At 72.6% G+C, this 17,212-nt stretch carries 17 protein-coding genes; 6 read left to right on the top strand and 11 right to left on the bottom strand.

Going from position 1 to position 17,212, the window contains the following annotated elements; translation table 11 throughout:
- Window positions 1–23 precede the first annotated feature (23 nt).
- From FHS39_RS21120 to FHS39_RS21105, 4 genes are read right to left on the bottom strand one after another with little or no spacing between them, the layout of a single operon-like run.
- Window positions 24–1,274 (bottom strand): ketosynthase chain-length factor, encoded by a 1,251-nt coding sequence (locus FHS39_RS21120; protein ID WP_184350985.1) that lies wholly within the window; start codon window positions 1,272–1,274, stop codon window positions 24–26.
- Complete coding sequence (locus FHS39_RS21115) at window positions 1,271–2,533, bottom strand: beta-ketoacyl-[acyl-carrier-protein] synthase family protein (RefSeq protein WP_425507802.1); 1,263 nt, start codon at window positions 2,531–2,533, stop codon at window positions 1,271–1,273. The genes FHS39_RS21120 and FHS39_RS21115 overlap by 4 nt, the downstream gene beginning before the upstream one ends.
- 5 nt (window positions 2,534–2,538) lie before the next feature.
- Entirely contained in the window at window positions 2,539–2,985 is a 447-nt protein-coding gene (locus FHS39_RS21110; protein ID WP_343069667.1) for a cupin domain-containing protein, read from the bottom strand.
- On the bottom strand, window positions 2,982–3,305 hold the full coding sequence (locus FHS39_RS21105) for a TcmI family type II polyketide cyclase (RefSeq protein WP_184350982.1): 324 nt from the start codon (window positions 3,303–3,305) through the stop codon (window positions 2,982–2,984). Before FHS39_RS21105 ends, FHS39_RS21110 begins: the two co-directional genes overlap by 4 nt.
- A 179-nt stretch (window positions 3,306–3,484) precedes the next feature.
- Here FHS39_RS21105 and FHS39_RS21100 point away from each other — a divergent pair, with 179 nt between their 5' ends.
- Together FHS39_RS21100 and FHS39_RS21095 are read left to right on the top strand one after the other, a co-directional pair.
- Window positions 3,485–4,489 carry an acyltransferase domain-containing protein gene (locus tag FHS39_RS21100; RefSeq protein WP_184350981.1) on the top strand — a complete coding sequence of 335 codons (1,005 nt, stop codon included), beginning with the start codon at window positions 3,485–3,487 and terminating at the stop codon, window positions 4,487–4,489.
- Window positions 4,490–4,613: 124 nt separating this feature from the next.
- Window positions 4,614–5,804: a cytochrome P450 gene (locus tag FHS39_RS21095; protein ID WP_184350980.1), complete on the top strand. Its 1,191-nt coding sequence runs from the start codon at window positions 4,614–4,616 to the stop codon at window positions 5,802–5,804.
- A 69-nt stretch (window positions 5,805–5,873) separates the two neighbouring features.
- On the opposite strand, the gene FHS39_RS21090 is transcribed toward FHS39_RS21095, so the two are convergent.
- The 5 genes from FHS39_RS21090 to FHS39_RS21070 form a co-directional block, all read right to left on the bottom strand.
- Window positions 5,874–6,419, bottom strand: a complete 546-nt coding sequence (locus tag FHS39_RS21090; RefSeq protein WP_184350979.1) for a DUF1707 SHOCT-like domain-containing protein — start codon at window positions 6,417–6,419, stop codon at window positions 5,874–5,876.
- Between the two features lie 73 nt (window positions 6,420–6,492).
- Window positions 6,493–7,689 (bottom strand): cytochrome P450, encoded by a 1,197-nt coding sequence (locus tag FHS39_RS21085; RefSeq protein ID WP_184350978.1) that lies wholly within the window; start codon window positions 7,687–7,689, stop codon window positions 6,493–6,495.
- A 12-nt stretch (window positions 7,690–7,701) separates the two neighbouring features.
- Window positions 7,702–9,609: an AfsR/SARP family transcriptional regulator gene (locus FHS39_RS21080; protein WP_184350977.1), complete on the bottom strand. Its 1,908-nt coding sequence runs from the start codon at window positions 9,607–9,609 to the stop codon at window positions 7,702–7,704.
- 202 nt (window positions 9,610–9,811) lie between these two features.
- Window positions 9,812–10,441: a class I SAM-dependent methyltransferase gene (locus FHS39_RS21075; protein ID WP_184350976.1), complete on the bottom strand. Its 630-nt coding sequence runs from the start codon at window positions 10,439–10,441 to the stop codon at window positions 9,812–9,814.
- 71 nt (window positions 10,442–10,512) lie between these two features.
- Window positions 10,513–10,968, bottom strand: coding sequence for an anthrone oxygenase family protein (locus tag FHS39_RS21070; RefSeq protein WP_184350975.1), 456 nt, complete (start codon window positions 10,966–10,968; stop codon window positions 10,513–10,515).
- Between the two features lie 247 nt (window positions 10,969–11,215).
- Between FHS39_RS21070 and FHS39_RS21065 the strand changes: the two genes are divergently transcribed.
- On the top strand, window positions 11,216–12,004 hold the full coding sequence (locus FHS39_RS21065) for an SDR family NAD(P)-dependent oxidoreductase (protein WP_184350974.1): 789 nt from the start codon (window positions 11,216–11,218) through the stop codon (window positions 12,002–12,004).
- A gap of 66 nt (window positions 12,005–12,070) precedes the next feature.
- On the opposite strand, the gene FHS39_RS21060 is transcribed toward FHS39_RS21065, so the two are convergent.
- A complete protein-coding gene (locus tag FHS39_RS21060) occupies window positions 12,071–13,777 on the bottom strand; it encodes a DHA2 family efflux MFS transporter permease subunit (protein ID WP_184350973.1) in 1,707 nt (568 codons plus the stop codon).
- A 250-nt stretch (window positions 13,778–14,027) separates the two neighbouring features.
- Here FHS39_RS21060 and FHS39_RS21055 point away from each other — a divergent pair, with 250 nt between their 5' ends.
- The 3 genes from FHS39_RS21055 (at window position 14,028) to FHS39_RS21045 (ending at window position 16,068) form a co-directional block, all read left to right on the top strand.
- Window positions 14,028–14,522, top strand: coding sequence for a MarR family winged helix-turn-helix transcriptional regulator (locus FHS39_RS21055; RefSeq protein ID WP_184350972.1), 495 nt, complete (start codon window positions 14,028–14,030; stop codon window positions 14,520–14,522).
- A 107-nt stretch (window positions 14,523–14,629) separates the two neighbouring features.
- Entirely contained in the window at window positions 14,630–15,412 is a 783-nt protein-coding gene (locus tag FHS39_RS21050) for a DUF4097 family beta strand repeat-containing protein (RefSeq protein WP_184350971.1), read from the top strand.
- Between the two features lie 8 nt (window positions 15,413–15,420).
- The gene (locus FHS39_RS21045) at window positions 15,421–16,068 is read left to right on the top strand and encodes a PadR family transcriptional regulator (protein ID WP_184350970.1); all 648 of its coding nucleotides are present in this window, start codon (window positions 15,421–15,423) and stop codon (window positions 16,066–16,068) included.
- Window positions 16,069–16,089: 21 nt separating this feature from the next.
- Here the strand turns inward: FHS39_RS21045 and FHS39_RS21040 are convergent, their stop codons facing one another.
- Window positions 16,090–17,079 carry a sugar-binding transcriptional regulator gene (locus tag FHS39_RS21040; protein WP_184351108.1) on the bottom strand — a complete coding sequence of 330 codons (990 nt, stop codon included), beginning with the start codon at window positions 17,077–17,079 and terminating at the stop codon, window positions 16,090–16,092.
- Between the last annotated feature and the right edge of the window lie 133 nt (window positions 17,080–17,212).

The following is a 17,212-nucleotide window of genomic DNA, read 5'->3' as shown; positions in this document are numbered from 1 at the left end:
GTGTGCCGGGGGCGACTCCCGTGTCACCCCGTGCGGCGCAGCACGGTCACGGCGGTGAAGCCGCCGTGTCCGCGCGCCACGACCACGGCGGTGCGCAGCGGGATCTCGCGCGGCTGGCCGAGCACCAGGTCCAGGCCGTGCCCGGGGTCCGGGCGGGTGACGTGGACGGTGGGGGGCACGACCTGGTCGCGCAGGGCCAGCAGGGCGGCGGCGGCATCGAGCGCTCCGCCGCCGGCGTAGAGCCGGCCGGTCATGGTCTTGGGTACGGTGACGGGGACCCCGTGCGGGCCGAAGACCTCGGCGAGCGCGCGGGCTTCTTCGCGGTCGTGGCCGGGCGTGCCGTGGCCGTCGGCGAAGACCACGTCCACGTCCTCGGGCCGCAGCCGCGCGTCGTCGAGGGCGGTGCGCAGGCAGCGGGCGAGGGCGGGCGGCCGCCCGGAGCCGGGGCGCGGGTCGAAGGCGGCCGCGTATCCGGCGAGTTCGCCGTACGGCCGGCCGGCTCCGCGCCGCCGTGCCGCGGCCGCGTCCTCCAGGACGAGGATGGCGCCGCCCTCGCCCGGCACGTAGCCGCTCGCCTCGGTGCCGAACGGCTGGTAGGCGCGGAGCGGGTCGGTGACGGTGGTGAGCAGTCCGGTGGGCAGCTGGGAGACGAAGCCGGCCGGGGAGAGCGAGGAGTCCGTGCCGCCGGTGACGACGAGGGCGGCGCCGGAGCGCACCACGCGGCGCGCCTGTCCCAGCGCGTCCAGGCCGCCCGCCTGTTCGGCGACGGCCACGCCGCAGGGTCCGCGCATGCCGTAGCGGATGGAGATCTGGCCGGTGGTCGCGGCGTAGAACCAGGCGATGGACATGTACGGGCTGACGTCCCGCGGCCCCCCGCGCCAGAGCTTCTGCAGCTCGCGCTGGCCGAATTCGGCGCCGCCGCTGGCGTTGGCGGTGACCACGCCCATCGTGTACTCGGGGGTGCTGGCCGGGTCCACGGCCGCGTCGTCGAGGGCCATGGCGGTGGCCACCAGGGCGAAGTGGCTCATCCGGGAGGTCTCCACGACCAGCCGCGCGGGCAGGTGCTCGGCCGCGTCGAAGTCCTTGACCTCGCCGGCGAGCCGGGAGGGGTAGGTGCGGGCGTCGAAGCCGCCGATCTCGTCGATCCCGCTCTTGCCCGCGAGGGTGGCGGCCCACCAGTCCTCGGTGCCGACCCCGTTGGGGGCCGTCACCCCGATGCCGGTGAAGACGGCGGTGGGTGCGGTGTCGGCGGTCCGCGCCGCCAGGCCGGTCATGCGGCCGCCTTGTCCGGGGCGGCGAGCACGAGGGCGCTCTGGAAGCCGCCGAAGCCGCTGCCCACCGACAGGACCGCGTCCACCCGCTGTTCGCGGGCAGTGAGCGGCACGTAGTCCAGGTCGCACTCGGGGTCGCGTTCCCGGAGGTTGGCGGTGGGCGGGACGGCGCCGCGTTCGATGGCGAGGGCGCAGGCCGCCGCCTCGATGGAGCCGATGGCCCCGAGGGAGTGGCCGACCACGGCCTTGATGGAGCTCATCGGCACCTCGTGGGCCCGCTCCCCCAGACTGGTCTTGACGGCGGCGGTCTCGTGCCGGTCGTTCTGCCGGGTGCCGGAGCCGTGCGCGTTGACGTAGTCGATGTCCTGCGGGTTGAGCCTCGCCTGGTCCAGGGCGGCGGTGATGGCCTCGGCCATCTCCCGGCCGTCCGCGCGCAGCCCGGTCATGTGGAAGCCGTTGGCGCGGCCGGCGTAGCCGAGGATGCGGGCGTAGATGCGGGCCCCGCGGCGGCGGGCGCGTGCGGTGGGCTCCAGGACGAACATGGCGGCCCCCTCCCCCAGGACGAGCCCGCGGCGGCCCCGGTCGAAGGGGCGGCAGGCGTGTTCGGGGTCGTCGTTGTAGGTGGAGGTGGCCTTGATGGCGTCGAAGCAGGCCATGGTGATCGGGGAGATCGGCGCGTCGGTGGAGCCGGCCACCACGACGTCAGCGCTGCCCTCGGCGAGCAGTTCGGCCGCCTGGCCGAGGGCGTCGATGCCCGAGGTGCAGCCGGAGGAGACCACCGAGGCCGGGCCCTCGGCGCCGGCCCGCCACGCCACTTCGGCGGCGATCGAGCTGGGCACGAGGTAGCCGTAGAGCTGGGGGACGGCGAAGGTGTGGTCGACCGACCACTGCCTGCCGTCGTCGCTGAGCACGCGGTACTCCTGTTCCAGGCCGGTGGTGCAGCCGACCGCGTTGCCGACGGTCACCGCCGTCCGGCCGGGGTCCAGCTCCGACAGGTCCAGCCCGCCGTCGGCCAGGGCCTCGTCCGTGGCGGCGACGGCCAGTTGCGCCGCGCGGTCCATGCGGCGCACCTCCTGCGGGGTGAGGCCGTGGGCGGCCGGGTCGAAGTCGGCCTCGGCGGCCACCTGGCAGCGGAAGCCCGCCGGATCGAAGAACGTGACGCGGCGGGTGGCGGCCCGGCCCGAGAGCACGCGGTCCCAGAAGGCTTCGCGGCCCAGCCCGCCGGGGGCCATCACCCCGATTCCGGTGATCGCGACGTCCATCGGCCTCATGTGGCCGTCCCGGCGGCCGGTGCCCCGCCCACCTGCGGCGAGGGCTCGTTCTCGGCGCCCGGCAGGAACTCGGTGTCCACGTGCCCGAGTTCGGGGCGGGGGGCGAGCGGGCCGAGGTGGAAGACGGCCCGGGCGGGGACGCCGCCGGTGTTCACCATCCGGTGCCGCACCCCGATCGGCACCATCGCCGAGTCGCCCGGCTCCAGGTGGAGCGTGGTGTCCCCGATGGTGAGGGCGACCAGGCCCGACACCAGGTGGACGAACTCCTCGGAGTAGGGGTGGTAGTGCTCGCAGACGTACTCGCCGGGCTCCAGCGTCAGGGTGCCCATGAAGCCGGAGGTGGCGCCCACGGTCCTGGGGCTGAGCAGGACGCGCACGTCCCCGCCCCGGCGCCGGTTCGGCGGCACATCGGTGACCGCCACCTTCGTCGCACGCTCGCTCACCGGGGGTTCTCCCATGTGTAGAACTGGCTGGCCATGGCGTCCTTGGGCTCGCTCCACGCCGGGTCGTAGGGCCGGATGTGCCGGGCGAGCTTGATGTGGATGTCCTCGTACAGGGGGTGGCTGCGGGCCCGGTACAGGTTCGGGGTGACCTCCTGCTCCGCCTCGACGAGGTGGAAGTAGAGGTCGTGGAAGCGCCACAGCGAGCGCCGGGAGACCCCGATCAGGTGCGGCAGTTCGGAGGCGTCGGACTCCGCGAAGATCTCGGCGACGGAGTCGGCCTCCGCCGGGTCCATCCGGGCGACGATCAGGTTGCGGTACAAGGGTCCCTCCCGTTCGGACGGTGTGAGGCGTCCTGCGGCGCACCACCCTGCGCGGCCCCGCTGGACGTGGACTGGTGATCAGCTGGCGGGTGCCTGGCGGGCCCGGTCCAGCGGCCGTCGAGCCCGCCGACACCCGGCCCGCCCACACTCGGGCGTCCGCTCGACTCAGGAGGTGTTCCATGGAGTCCGCCAAGGCCGGCCGGCCCCGTCCCGTGGCGCTGCTCTTCGCAGGCCAGGGCGCCCAGCATCCGGGCATGGGCGCGCATCTGTACGGCACGGAGCCGGTGTTCACCGACGCGATGGACGCCGTCTTCGGCCTGCTGGGGCCCGGGGGTGCCGCGCTGCGGGCCGAGTGGCTGGACGGGCGGGAGGACGGCCTGGACGACGCCGGGCGGGCCCAGCCGCTGCTGTTCGCACTGGGCCACGCCCTGGGGAGGCTGCTGCTGGACCGGGGAGTGCGCCCGGCGGCGCTGCTCGGGCACAGCGTCGGGGAGGCCGTGGCGGCCGTGCTGGCGGGGGTGGTGTCGCTGCCCGACGCGGTGCGGCTGCTGGCCGCGCGGACGCACGCGGTGCGGGACACCCCGCCCGGGGGGATGCTGGCGGTGGCCGCGCCCGTCGGCGCGCTGGAGGGCGCGCTGCGCGATGGAGTGGTCGTCGGCGCGGTCAACGGGCCCGCCCAGACCGTGCTCGCCGGACCCGACGCGGCGTTGGACCGGGCGCAGGAGTGGTTGCGGCAGCGGGGGCTGCTGTGCCGCCGCGCCCGCGCCCGGCAGGCGTTCCACAGCCCCTTGGTCGCCCCGGCCGTGACCGCCACCTCGGCGGAGTACGAGCGAACCGCCTTCCGCTCACCGGGGGTTGCGCTGTACTCGGCCTGCACCGGCCGCCCGCTGACCGGCCGCGAGGCGGTGGACCCGGGGTTCTGGGCGCGCCAGCTGTGCGAACCGGTGCTGTTCTGGCCCGCGTTGGACCGGCTGCTGGGCGACGGGGACTTCCTGCTGGTGGACGCGGGGCCGGGCGAGAGCCTGCTGAGCCTGGCCCGCCGTCATCCTTCGGTGGCCACCGGGCGCAGCGCCGTGGTGTCCGCGCTGCCGCCCGCGCACCTCACGGGCAAGGACCGCGGGGCGGCGCTGGCGGGGGCCCTGCGGCGGATCGCGGCCGAGGGGCACCGGGTGCGAGTCCAGTGATCGTCCATCGTCGCCTGGCACTGTTGCGGAGTACACCAGTCCGCGCGCCGGGCCCGATCGTGCCGCGCGGGCCGACATCCCGAGCCGGCCGCCCGCGGCCGGACCGAGCCAGGAAGCGAGACGCATGAGTACAGGCTGCCCTTACCCGTTCCAGCGGCCGTCGGCGCTCGAACAGCCCTCGGAGCTGCGCACCCTTCGGGAGCGGCCGGTGGTGCCGGTGACGCTTCCCAGCGGCGACCCGGCCTTTCTGATCACGCGGTACGAGGACTTGCGTGCCGTCCTGTCGGACGAGCGGGTGAGCCGTGATCTGACCCGCCCGGGTGCCGCGCGCATGACGAAGGACAACGTCATGTTCCAGGACCCGCACATCAGCCCGGACCCGCCCGAGCACACCCGGATGCGGCGGCTGATCACCAAGGCGTTCACGCCCAAGCGCGTCGAGGGGCTGCGGCCGCGCACCGAGGAGGTCGTGGGCGAGCTGCTGGATGCGATGGAGGCGGGGCCGCGGCCGGCCGACCTCAACGAGGCCCTGGCCTTCCCGCTGACGATCCGGATGACGTGCGAGCTGCTGGGGGTGCCGGTCGAGGACCAGGACCGGTTCCGCGGCTGGACCGACGCCTTCCTGTCGGTGAGCCGGTTCACGGCCGAGGAGGTGGGCCGGGCCAGGGGCGAGCTGATCGCCTACATCCAGCGGCTGGTCGCCGCCAAGCGGGCGGAGCCCGGCGACGATCTGATAAGTGCCATGGTCGCCGTCCGGGACGAGGACGCCTCGGGGCTCAGCGAGTACGAGCTGTGTTACTGGAGCATGCTGCTGCTGATAGCGGGCTACGAGACGACGGCCGGGCAGCTGGGCTCCAGCCTGGTGATGCTGCTCAGCCGGCCGGACGACCTGGCCCGGCTGCGCGCGGAGCCGGAGTTGGTGCCGTCGGCGGTGGAGGAGCTGCTGCGGCTGCAGGTGATGGGGTCCTCGCTGTCCATGCTGCGGTATGTGAAGGAGGACATCGAGGTCGGCGGGGTGCTCATCCCGGCGGGGTCGAGCATCATCCCCTCGATAGAGTCCGCCAACGTCGACGAGAGCGTCTTTCCCGACCCGGAGACCTTCGACATCACCCGGCAGGACAACCGGCACGTCACCTTCAGCACCGGCCTCCACTACTGCGCGGGGGCGGCGCTCGCCCGGATGGAACTGCGGGTGGCGATGGGCGAGATCGTCCGGCGCTTCCCGGACCTGCGCCTGGCGAAGCCGGCCGAAGAGCTGCCGCGCAACGAGGGCGCGCTCATCCAGAACTTCCTCGAGGTCCCGGTGGTGTGGTGACCGAAGGCACCGGCCGCGCCGTGCGGCCGGTGCCTTTTCCCGTAATCCGCCCCGCCGTGCGGGCGAAGGTCAGCGCAGGATGAGCATGCCCTTGACCAGCTGGCCGGTGACAACGAAGCGGGCGCCACCCGGCACCCCCTTCGCGGGGCGGACGCGGTTGCGGACGAACGCCTTGTGGAACACCAGACCGTTGGCATCCACCACCGCGCCCGGCGGCAGCCGCAGCCGCAACAGGCTCTTGGTCGCGGACAGTTCGATGCGCACCTCGGGATGGACGAAGGCCGCCTGCCGGAAGTCGAGCCGGACGAGGGCGTCGTAGCAGTCGACGGTCAGCACGGCGGGCACCTGCCAGCGGCCGTCGATCCGAGAGAGCGACTTCACCCGGTGGATCCGCAGGCTCTTCGGCGTCGCCTCGACGGGCAGATCGGCGGTGACCGCCTCCATCTCGCCGCGGGTACGGGCGGCGTAGAGCGCGGCGACCCGCCGGTCCAGCTCCTCCAGCGAGAGCCTGCCCTCGCCGACGGCGGCCTGCAGCCGCCCGGCCGCGGCCTCCCGCTCGGCGTCGGAGACGCGCAGCAGCCCCCGCTCGGTGGGTACGTCCTGTTCGTCAGCCATGCCCAGTCCGCCCTTCCGGGTCGCCTACGGCCTGTCGTCCACACTACCGGCAGCGCCCCCGCGGCGCTGCCGGTCACCAGGTGACCGGCAGTGCGGTCAGATTCCTGATGACGGCCGGGGTCAAGGTCAGATCCTCCTCCGGTACGGCCGGGCGCAGGCCCGGGAAGCGGCGCACCAGCTGCTCCACCGCCACGGTCAGCTCCAGCCTGGCCAGTTGGGAGCCCAGGCAGTAGTGGGCGCCGAGCCCGAAGGCCAGATGCGGGTTGTCCTCGCGCCCCGGGTCGAAGGCGTCGGCGTCGGCGAACACGTCCTCGTCGCGGTTGGCCGAGGTGATCGCGGGCAGCACCGCCTCCCCGGCCCGTACCAGCACCCCGCCGAGCTCCACGTCCTCGGTGGCGACCCGGATGGTGCCGCCGTTGACCCCGGCCGTGCTGAAGCGCAGGATCTCCTCCACCGCCGCGGCCACGCCCTCGGGGTGCCGGGCGAGGCGGGCCAGGGCCTCGGGGCGGCGCAGCAGTTGCAGGGCGCCGTTCGCCAGGGTGCTGGAGGTCGTGTGGTAGCCGGCGATCAGCAACGTGACGCCGAAGACGACCAGTTCGTGCTCGCTCAGGCTCTCGCCCGCCTCCCGGGCGTCGATCAGGGTGGCCAGCAGGTCCTCGCCGGCCGGCTCGCGGCGTTTGGCCTCGATCAGCTCCGCGAGGTAGCGGGCGATGTCGGCGCGGGCGCCGCGCACCTGCTCGGGGGTATGCGATCCGAGGCTGAGCATCACGTCGGCCCAGTGGCAGAACCGCTCGCGGTCGGCGTACGGGACCCCGAGCAGCTGGCAGATGACGGCGACCGGCAGCGGCATGCACAGGACCGCCACCAGGTCGGCGGGCGGGCCCTGCTTCGCCATCGCGTCCAGCGCGCTTGCGGTGGTCTGCTCGACGCAGGGCCGCAGCCGCTCGATGTGCTTCTTGCCGAAGGCCCGGGCCACGAGCTTGTGCAGGCGGGTGTGCTCGGGCGGGTCCATGGCCAGGATGGAGGCCCCGTCCGCCGCGAGCGGCCGCATCCGCGGCGCGTCGGGCCGCGCGGCGGCGGCCCGGCTGAAGCGCGGGTCGGTGAGCACGGTGCGTACGTCCTCGTACCGGGTGACCAGCCAGCCGGTGTCCCCGGTGACGAAGCGGACGCGGGCGACCGGGCGGCTGCGGCGCAGCTCGGCCCACTCGGGGGCCATCTCAAGGAGGCCGGGGCCGGTGAAGGGAAACGGCAGGGCATCGCTGTGGTCCATGAGGTCACTCCTTCACCGGTGGGCCGGCATGCCCGGCTGTGCGATGGCGTCGCGTCCGAAGGCACAGGCGCCCGCCAGGGCGGCGACGCCTGCGATGGGGCCGGCGCCCAGCCGGGCCCGGGTCCTGAAAAAACGTTCCTGCATGTAGAGCCGCACCAACTCGTGGCACCTGTACACCGGTTCGTAGCTGTCGTCGGCGCCGATCCTGAATACCCGCTCCACCAGTTTGGAGTCCACCAGCTGCTCAAGTGCCTCGTCGACGTCGACGTCGCCTGCCGCGAGGTCGGCGCGGGTGAAGCCGCCGTCCGGCAGCGAGCCCAGCCGGTCGAACATCCGGCGGCCGTTCTGCCCCAGCCGCCGGTAGCTGAGCGCGAAGCTCTCCCGAAGGTCCACGTCGGGCGAGGTCAGCGCATCCAGCCTGCCGCCCTCGTCGGACAGCCGCTCGGCCGTCTCCCGCAGGGTGCCGTGCCCGGCGTTGATCCGGTAGGCGGCGGCGCGCAGGGCGGCGGGCAGCGCGCCGCAGAGCCGGACGATGCGCTCCGCCTGCGCCGGTTCCCGCTCCGTACGCTCCTGCCCCACCAGACTCGCGAGCAGTTGAACGGCCTCGTCGGTCGACGGCAGGGCGAGCTCCAGCGCGGCGACCTCGCCCAGCCCGGCGAGATGCGAGCGGCTGGTGAGGATCGTGGCGCACTCCGGTCCCGCGGGCAGCAGCGGCAGGACCTGCTCCGCCGACTCGACGTTGTCCAGGACCACCAACAGCCTGCGGTGGGCGCTCCATTGGCGGAAGAGCTCGCAGCGCGCCTCCAGCCGCTGCGGGGGCCGGGTCCCGGCGGCCCGCAGAAACCCGGCGACCGCCTCGGCGGGCGAGCCCGGACGGCCGCCCGCCTCCCGGAGGTCCACATAGAGCTGGCCGTCGGGGAAGTGCGAACGCAACCGCTGCGCCGTGTGAATGGCCAAAGCACTCTTGCCCACCCCGGGCATGCCGTGCAGGGAGGCGAGCCGCGGCTTGGCGTCGCCGCGCCGCCCGGCGCCGCCCGAGGCGCACAGCAGCGCCTCCAGCTGTGCGGAGGCGTCCCGCCGCCCGGTGAAGCCCGGCTTGGCGGCGGGTAGTTGGGCGGGTGAGCCCTGCACCTGGATGCGGGCCCGCTTGCCGCCGGGCAGGTTCAGCGACTGGTCGCCGCCCAGCACCGCCCGGTGCAGCCGGGCCAGTTCACCCGACGGCTCCACCCCCAGCTCGCTGACCAGGCGTTGCCGCAGCGAACGGTAGACCTCCAGCGCCTCCAGCCGCCTGCCGGAGCGGTACAGCGCCAGCATCAGCTGCGCCGGGAACCCCTCGTGCAAGGGGTGTTCGGTGGTCAGGGCCTTGAGTTCGGCGATCAGCTCATGGTGCCGGCCCAGCTGGAGCCCGGCCTCCATCCGCAGCTCGTAGGCGCGCAGCCGGGCCTCCTCGAAGCGCACGAGGTGGGCCTCCAGCAGCGGCCCCACGGTGACGCCCTCCAGCATGTGGCCGCGCCAGAGTGATAACGCCTCGCCGAGAAATGAAGATGCTTCCTCCGGTTTTCCGCTGCGCAGGGCGGCCTGTCCCTGCCGGGAAAATTGTTCGAACATGGCCAGATCCAGCTGATCGGCCTGGGCACGCACCAGATAGCTCGAGTTTATGGTGACAAGAATTTCAGGGCTTCCCGCCCGTTGCCGGGCGGCGAATATTTTCCGCAGCCGGTAGATGTAGGTCTGGAGCGTGGTGGCGGCACTCGCGGGCGGTGCCTGCAACCAGATCTCCTCGATGAGCGACTCCGGCCTGACGGGCCGGTTCGCGTGCAGGATCAGGGCCGCCAGCACATGACGCAGCTTGGGTGACGTGGGGGTCACCGCCGTTTCACCGTCAAATACTTCGAGGCTCCCCAGAACGCTGAACTTCATGGCGACTTCCCCTGATTTCAGTGGTGCTTCCATCTCCATCAGCCCCGTGCACTCGATTGCCTGCGACCGAACGATTCGAGCCGCAGAATCCCATGCCATACCACCGTTCAAGATGGAAATAACGTCCTTGGAAAGGTCTTTTACGAACCACCTATCGCCGTTCCCGCTGCCGTCGCCCGGCGGCGGCTTCGCATCCGTACCCTCAGCGCCGCACCATCAGGAAGCAGGCGGCGTGCGGCGGCCGGGGCGGGTCGGGCAGCCGCTCGATCTCGAAGGAGGAGCCGAACAGCCGCCGCTCCTCCCCCGGCGCCATCACCGTGTGCAGCAGCCGGGACATCCGCTTGCGCGCCACCAGCGGCAGCTCCTTCTTGTCCGCCGAGAAGCACCACAGGAAGAACTGGGAGCCCGGCCGCGACAGCCGCACCACCGTGTCCGCCATCCCGCGCCGTACCGGCCCGGTGGTGTCGTCCAGCGTCCCGTAGTCGACGAGCAGGTCAAACGGGCCTTCGACGCCAGGAATATGACGGGCCGACAGATCGGCTTCCACGAAGCGGCAGTGCTCCTCCACCTTCGCCTCGCGGGCCCGCTCCCGGGCGCGCTCCAGGGCGTAGGCGGTGAAGTCCACGCCGACCACGTCGAAACCGCGCTGGGCGAGGAAGACGGCGTTCGCCCCGGTGCCGCAGCCCAGGTCGACGGCGCGCGGGCGGCGGCCGGACTCCGGGTCCACTTCGATGCGTCCCTCGTCGAGGAGTTCGCGCAGCTCCGGGGCGACGCCCACGTGCTCCCAAGCTGCTCCGCGCTTGTACAGCCAGGTGTAGAACCAGGGTTTCATCGCAGCATCCCTTCGGCGTAAGTCGTATCCCCCCGGGGCCCGGCCGGCCCCGGTTCTCCGACGTGCCGCGGTCAGCCGCCGAGCGTGACCGCGTAGCTGTTGAGCACCAGGACGAGCAGGGCGGCGGCGGTCCGGACCATGTGCCATCTCCGCCACCGGGGGCGGGGGTCGCGCCAGTCGGCCGGCGGCGCCTGCGCGGAGGTTCTGCCGACCTCCTTGTTGATGGGCGCGTTGCACAGGTGGGAGACGGCCTCGACCACCACGATCCCCACGGCGGTCGCGATCAGCAGGGCCCGGGCGGTCCCGGGGCCCACCAGCACCGCCAGCGCGATGTCCGCCAGCAGCGTCGCGTTGACCAGCAGGGGCATCGCGGGGTGGTATCCCTTGCCCAGCAGCTGGTGGGTGTGCAGATAGCGGTCGGGCGACATGGCGGCGAGGGCCGGCAGCACGCTGACTGCGACGGCGAAGAACACTCCGGCCACGATGCCGCTGCCGAGCAGGACGACGACGCTGACGAGGTGGATCACTCCCGGTGCCCTCTCTTCCAAGCGGCATCCCGGCCGCTCCGGGAGAAAATGCCGCGGACATCGTTCGTGTGCGGCCCCGATGATTGCGATCTCCGCTCGCAGCTCACTGGACCGGCTCCTTCCGCCGGGGCCGCGCGCCGGTCCGGTCCAGCGCCGCGCTAGCCTCCGTGGCCAGCATCGGGGGCCGAACACGGCGGCCTCCCGTGAACCGGGGGGCCGACACGCTGAAGAGACGGGATGGTACGGAATGGTGAGCTACGCATCCGCTCTCGTGACGGGGGCGTCCAGCGGCATCGGCCGTAGTCTGGCGTGGCGGCTGGCGGCCCAGGGGGCCGACCTGACCGTGGTGGCCAGACGCGGCGAACTCCTCGAGGAGCTGGCCGAGGACGTGCGCAAGCGGTTCCGGGTGCGGGTGGAGGTGCTGGCGGCCGACCTCACCGTCGCGGAGGAGCTCTCCACGGTGGCCGAGCGCCTGGCCGACCCCGAGCGGCCGGTGGAACTGCTGGTCAACAACGCGGGGGCGGGGTCGAGGCCGCCGCGGCCGCTGGTGGACCAGCCGCTGGAGTACGAGGAGGGCAAGGTGGCCCTCAATGTGCTGGCGCCGCTGCGCCTGACGCACGCCGCGCTGTCCGCGATGGTGCCGCGGCGGCACGGCGGCATCCTCAACGTCTCCTCGATCGCCGGTTTCCTGCCCCAGCCCCAGGGGGCGACATACGCGGCGACCAAGGCGTTCCTCACCTCGCTGACCGAGACGGTGCACTGCGAGGCGCGCGGCCACGGGGTCCACGTCACCGTGCTCTGCCCCGGTTTCGTACGGCGCGGCGCGGCGGCACCGGTGGGGGGCACGCGCAGTGTCCGGCTGCCGGAGTTCGTCTGGCTGGACCGGGAGGAGGTGGCCCGCGAGGCGCTGGAGGCGGTGGCGGCGGGCAAGCCCGTCTGTGTGCCGGGGGCGGGTTACCGGGCGGTGCTGGCCGCGAGCAGGATCCTGCCCCGGTCACTGTCCCGCCGGGGCTTCGAACGGCTGTGGGCGCGCTGAGCGGTCCGGCCGCGCAGCGGCGCCGCGCCCCCTGAAGGGGCGCGGCGCCGCTGCCGGTCGGTCGCGTCAGCCGAACTTGCGCTGACGGGCGGGCAGGATGAAGGAGAGCGCGAAGACCAGCAGCATCGCTCCGGTCGCACACCACAGGGTGCGCTGCAGGGCGAGGGTGAAGTTCTCCGCGTTGGCCTTGCCGCTGGCCTTCTTGAAGGCGGCGGCGATCTCCTTGTTCTCAGCCGGGAACTGCCCCTTGCCGTCTGCGGAGTTGCCCGCGCCGGTGCGGCAGCTCTCGGGCGTGCGTCCCGGGTCCGTCTCCACCGAGCGGTCGTGGTAGCAGGTGCGGAAGGTCCGGACGATCTGGTCCTGGTTCTGCGCCGGCACGTGCGCCGCGCTGAGCGCGGAGCGGATGTCGGGCGCCGCGCGGTCGGCCATGTGGGTCGACTGGGAGCCCAGCAGCGAGAAGAAGACCACGCCCAGCACCGCGATGCCCGCCGAGGCGCCGACCTGGGTGATGGCGTTGAGCAGGCCCGAGGCGGAGCCGATCTCACGCGGCTCCACGGCGGCCATCACGATCCCGAACAGGGAGGAGACGACGGCCCCCATGCCCAGCCCCGCGACCAGCAGCCAGGGCAGCATCTGCCAGGACGTGGTGTCGGTGCCCTGGTAGTGCAGGGTCGCGATGAGCCCGACGAAGGAGGCCGCCATCATCAGCGCGCCGATGCTGATCAGCTTGCGGCCCAGGCGCGGGGCGAGCACGGCCCCGCAGACGGCCGAGCCCACGGCCATGCCGAGCGACCAGGGCAGCGCGGTCAGACCCGCGTGCATGACCTCGAAGCCGCGGCCGATCTGCAGGTAGAGCATGAAGACGAAGAAGAAGCCGATCAGCCCGGCGAAGAACAGGGCGCCGATGATCAGGCCGCCGTTGAACGGCAGCTTGCGGAAGAGGCTCATCTCCACCAGCGGCGAGCTGTTGGTGCGGCTCTTGCGGTGCTGCAACACGGCGAAGAGCGCGAACATGGGCACCGAGAGCACCATCGAGACGAACGTCCAGGCCGGCCAGCCGAGATCGCGCCCCTGCAGCAGGGGGTAGACCAGCATCAGCAGGGCAAGGGTGACCACCGCGCTGCCCAACAGGTCCAGCCGCGAGGCGTGTTCGGACTTGGTGTTCGGCACGTAGATCGCCGCGGCGATCAGCGCGATGATGCCCACCGGGATGTTCACCAGGAAGATGGAGCGCCACTCCAGGCCTGCCACGTCGGCCTTGATCAGCAGGGCGCCGAGCATGGGCCCGCTGACCACGGCGAGGCCGGACACCCCGCCGAACATGCCTGCCACGGCGGCGCCTTGCTGCGCCGGGAGGGTGGCCATCAGGGTGGACAGCACCTGCGGCACCATCACCGCGGCCATCGCGCCCTGCAGCAGCCGGGCCCCGATCAGCATGCCCGGGCCCTGGGCCGCGCCGCACAGGGCGGAGGAGATCACGAAGCCCGCCACGCCCAGCATGAACATGTTCTTGCGGCCGAAGATGTCCCCCAGCCGGCTGCCGGTGATCAGGACCAGCGCGAACGCCAGCGCGTAGCCGGAGGCCACCCACTGCGCGTCCGAGTAGCTCGCGTCCAGATCCCGCTGGAGCGAGGGGATGGCCACGTTGACGATGGTGCCGTCCAGCAGGTCCATGAAGCTCGCGAGGAGCAGGGCCAGGATCGCCCACCACTGCCTACTGGTAAGGGACTGCCCGCCCGCCGCAGCGGCGGACGCGTCGGTTTGAGTCGTCACATCAGTCTCCCCATCGTTCGTTCAGGGCTGCGCTCGATAACGCATAACAGTCGCAAGTGGTGTCGCGTACGGCCGAGGGTCTCGGCGAGGCTCGGTACGTCACTCGGTACGTCTCGTGGTACGTCCGGATAGCGGCCATGAATCGGCCTGCAGCACGCGATGTGAGGTTCACACAGGGCATCACTGGATAGCGCACCTTTGTGATATGTTTTAGTTCACGCACTAAGAGATTAGGGAGGCCCTGGCATCCATGTCAACTCAGCTGCCCCAGCGGGAAGAACTCATCGGAGCGCTCGCCTGGAAGATGCGCCGCCTCAGCGGTGAGACCGTCCTCTTCCACCAGGCCATCGCCGACCGGCTGGCCATCAACGCCACCGACCTGAAGTGCCTGGACCTCGCGGCCGGCCCGGAGCCGGTCACCGCGGGCCGGCTGGCCGAGGTCTCCGGGCTGACCTCCGGCGCCATCACCGGCGTGATCAACCGGCTGGAGAAGGCCGGGCTCGTCCGCAGGGAGCGCGACCCCGGCGACCGCCGCAAGGTGATCATCGTGCCGAGCCCCGAGGTGCCCGACCGGGTCACCGCGCTCTTCGGCTCCATGACCGACGCGATGCTCGAACTGTGCTCCCGGTACGAGGACCACGAACTCGCCCTGGTCCTGGACTTCATCAGCCGCGCGGCGAAGACGACCCACGAACAGGCCGCAAAGCTTCAGCAGACGGGGGACTCGGCCGTCGTCGGCGCCTAGGGCGTGTCCGATGGGTCGGCACGTCCCGGCAGCGCCCGCGTGCCGGGGCCGCAGCACCGCACATCGCCGGGCGCGGCCGCTCACTCACCCGGAACCGAAGGAGCATCATGAAGGGCTGGAAGGTCGACCGTCCCCAGCGCAAGGTCTTCGAAGGGGTGCGCGCGGTGCGCTCCTTCACCGTGCGCGGCCGGGTACAGGTCGTGGGGACGGACGACAGCTTCGTGACGATCGAAGTCTCGGAGGTCGGCCGGCACCCGTTCTACATCCGGCAGCACGAGGACGGGCTGCTGCACATCGGGCACCAGGGCACCTCCTGGCAGCAGATCCTCAAGGGCCGGCTCAGCCGCCGCCACGCCCAGCACGCCGTGGTCTCCCTCGCCGTGCCGCGCGACTGCCCGCTGGATCTGTGGTCGGTCTCCGCCGAGGTCGTGGCCTGCGACAGCCGCGCGGGGATCCAGGTGCACAACGGCGGCGGCGGGACCACCCTCAACCGGCTGTCCGGCCCCGTGGAGGTCGACACCGCCTCGGGCCACGTGGACGCCATCGGGCTGACCGGCGACGTGGAGGTGCGGTCCGTCTCGGGCGCCGTCGCGCTCTACGCCCGGCCCCGCCGCAAGCGCAACCTCAAACTCTCCAGCGTCTCCGGCGACATCAGCGTCTGCCTGCCCGCCGTCTCCGACGCCAGGGTCCATCTGGAGTCCCTCAACGGACGGGTGTCGAGCCAGTTCCCCAGTGTCACCCCGGTGCGGATGCCGGGGCATCATAGGGCCAAGGGCGATCTCGGCAGCGGTGATTCCTCGGTGTGGGCCACCAGCGTCTCCGGCCGCATCTCCCTCATCAGCGGCCGGGCGGAGGTCTTCGGCCCCCACGACATGGCGGAATGGGAGTAGCACAGAGAATGAGCGGCGGCCCCCGGTTCGGCTACGGCCAAGTGCGCTTCCTGCTGCTGGATCTGCTGGAGCGTCAGCCGCGCCACGGATACAAGCTGCTCAGCGCGTTGGGCGAGAAGTTCGGTGACGATTACCGCCCCTCGCCGGGCACGGTCTACCCACGGCTGCGCCGGATGGAGTCCGACGGGCTGGTGCGGCACGAAGTGGTGGACGGCCGCAAGATCTACCACCTCACCCCGGCCGGGCAGCGCGAGCTGGCCCGGCACCGGGAGGAGGCCGGGCGCCCGGAGGCGGAGGCGGCGGGTGCGTCCGCGGCCGCCCAGGCGCCGGTGGGCGGGCTGAGCGAGGCCATCCGCAGCGACGTGGAGGACATCGTGCGCACCTTCCGGCAGCAATTCCAGTCGGCCCTGGCCGATCCCGGGCAGACCTCGGAGGAACGCGACTGGCTCAGCTGGTCCGGCTGGCCCGCGGCCGCCGCGAGCCGCCCCCGGCCCGGCGCCCGGGAGAGCCTCCAGCAGGAGCTGGACGGCCTCACCGAGGCGGCACGGCTCCTGCTCGGCACCGGCCGGGCCCCGGACGAGAGCCTGCGCGAGGCGGCCGGCCTGCTCGCCGAGGCGGCCGCCGCGCTGCGCTTGCTGCTCCCGCCCGGCAGCTGAACCGGGTGGCGGCCGGCCGGCTCAGGAGCCGTCGGGGTCGGCCCGGTCGAGCGCGGGGCGCGGCCCCGGGCCCGTCTCCAGCAGCAGGTAGTCGGCGGCCGCCGTGTCCGTCACCAGGCTGGTGACCAGCCCGGACCGCAGCACCGCGCCGATCGCGGCGGCCTTGCGCAGGCCTCCGGCGATCGCGACGACCTCCGGTATGCGCCGGAGCCGGTCCGCCTCGACGGTGATGCAGCGCTCGCCCAGGTCGCGGCCGATCCGGCGGCCCTCGGCGTCGAAGAGGTGAGCCGACATCTCGGCGGCCGCCCCCAGCGAGGCGTAGTGGGCGCGCTCCTCGTCGCTGAGCATGTCGTAGACGGTCGAGATGCCCGGCGCCCAGGAGCCGATGGAGACGGCCGCCACGGTGACCTTGTCGAAGTAGTCGAAGGCCCGCGCGATGCCCGTCTGCCCGCGCAGCGCGGCCGCGGTGGCCGAGTCCGGCAGCAGCATCGGGGCGTAGATGGGGTGGGCCTCGCCGCCGGAGACCTGGGCGGCCCGGCGGACGGCCTCCACGGAGCCGCGCTCGGCGGTCCCGGCGTCGTACACGCCCGTGAGCTGTACGACCGTGCAGGGGGGCAGCCGGTGCAGGGCCGCCGCCATGTGAATGGTGGAGCGGCCCCAGGCGAGGCCGAGCACATCGCCCTCGTGCACCAGCTCGCCGAGCAGGTCAGCTGCCACCTCGCCGAGGTTCTCGGGGTCGGGCGCGTCGTCGGCCGCGTCGGCCGGGGATTCCACGACGACCGCGTGCCGCAGGCCGTAGCGGGCGCGCAGCGCGTCGGAGCGCTCCGCGTCCAGCTCGGCCGGCACCCGGATCTCGATCCGCACCAGGTCCCGCTCGAGCGCCGTCTCCAGCACCCGGGCGACCTTGAAGCGGCTGACGCCGAACTCCTCGGCGATCTGGATCTTCGACTTGCCCTCGAGGTAGAAACGGCGGGCCATCGCCGCCGCCTGCACCAGCTCGGCGGGCCCCATCGGCGTGGCTGAACGGCCCGTCGACACCGTGGTCTCCTCACTACTGTGTTCTTGCTGTGGACTCGACGTCATCCTGTCAGATGCGACGGTCCTTGATCAGACCCCTGCCTCGGCCCTCAGCAATTCGGGCGAG

Origin of the sequence: Streptomyces olivoverticillatus (genome assembly GCF_014203555.1) — a bacterium.
Classification (GTDB): Bacteria; Actinomycetota; Actinomycetes; order Streptomycetales; family Streptomycetaceae; genus Streptomyces; species Streptomyces olivoverticillatus.
The sequence above is the reverse complement of the archived record's forward strand: the minus strand, read 5'-3'. Positions and strand labels throughout refer to the sequence as shown.